Origin of the sequence: Neisseria sp. P0019.S002 (assembly GCF_051957155.1) — a bacterium.
Lineage (GTDB): Bacteria > Pseudomonadota > Gammaproteobacteria > Burkholderiales > Neisseriaceae > Neisseria > Neisseria perflava.
The window spans coordinates 1-460 of sequence record NZ_JBQCWS010000113.1; the positions used below are offsets into that span (position 1 = coordinate 1).

A 460-nucleotide genomic window follows, 5' to 3' on the forward strand; every position below is an offset into this window, starting at 1 on the left:
GGTCATGGCGGTTTACTTATGTGGGGTTGCAAAGGTTGGTATTTTAGCCGCTTGCACGGATAGGGGAAAGCGTGGGTTTCCGACGGCCTGAAACCTTGCTATGATGGTCTTTTCTGTTTATTCAGGCACAGATTCTGAACCGACTCGATACTGCCCGCCGTTATTCCCTTTTTCTAGAACGTAATCTTGATTCAGGCAAACTCACGCCCGAAATTTTCCTGCCTATGTTGGACAAAGTTTTAACCGAAGCTGATTTACAAGCCTTTGCCGACTGGGACAAAATCCGCGCGGAAGAAAACGAGGAAGAATTGGCGCGGCAGTTGCGAGAGGTGCGCCGTTAGGTCGTGTCGCAGATTATCGTGCGCGATATAAACCGCATCAGCGATTGGAACGAAGTAACCCGTACGATTACGCTGTGTGCCGATTTTGCCGTCAATACCGCGCTGGATTTCGCCTACGC

1 pseudogene is annotated in these 460 nt (G+C 50.2%); it reads left to right on the plus strand.

What is annotated here, in order from left to right:
• Positions 1 to 134: 134 nt before the first annotated feature.
• Positions 135 to 460 (plus strand): annotated as a pseudogene (locus ACTHTY_RS11830) (bifunctional [glutamate--ammonia ligase]-adenylyl-L-tyrosine phosphorylase/[glutamate--ammonia-ligase] adenylyltransferase); the annotation flags it as partial.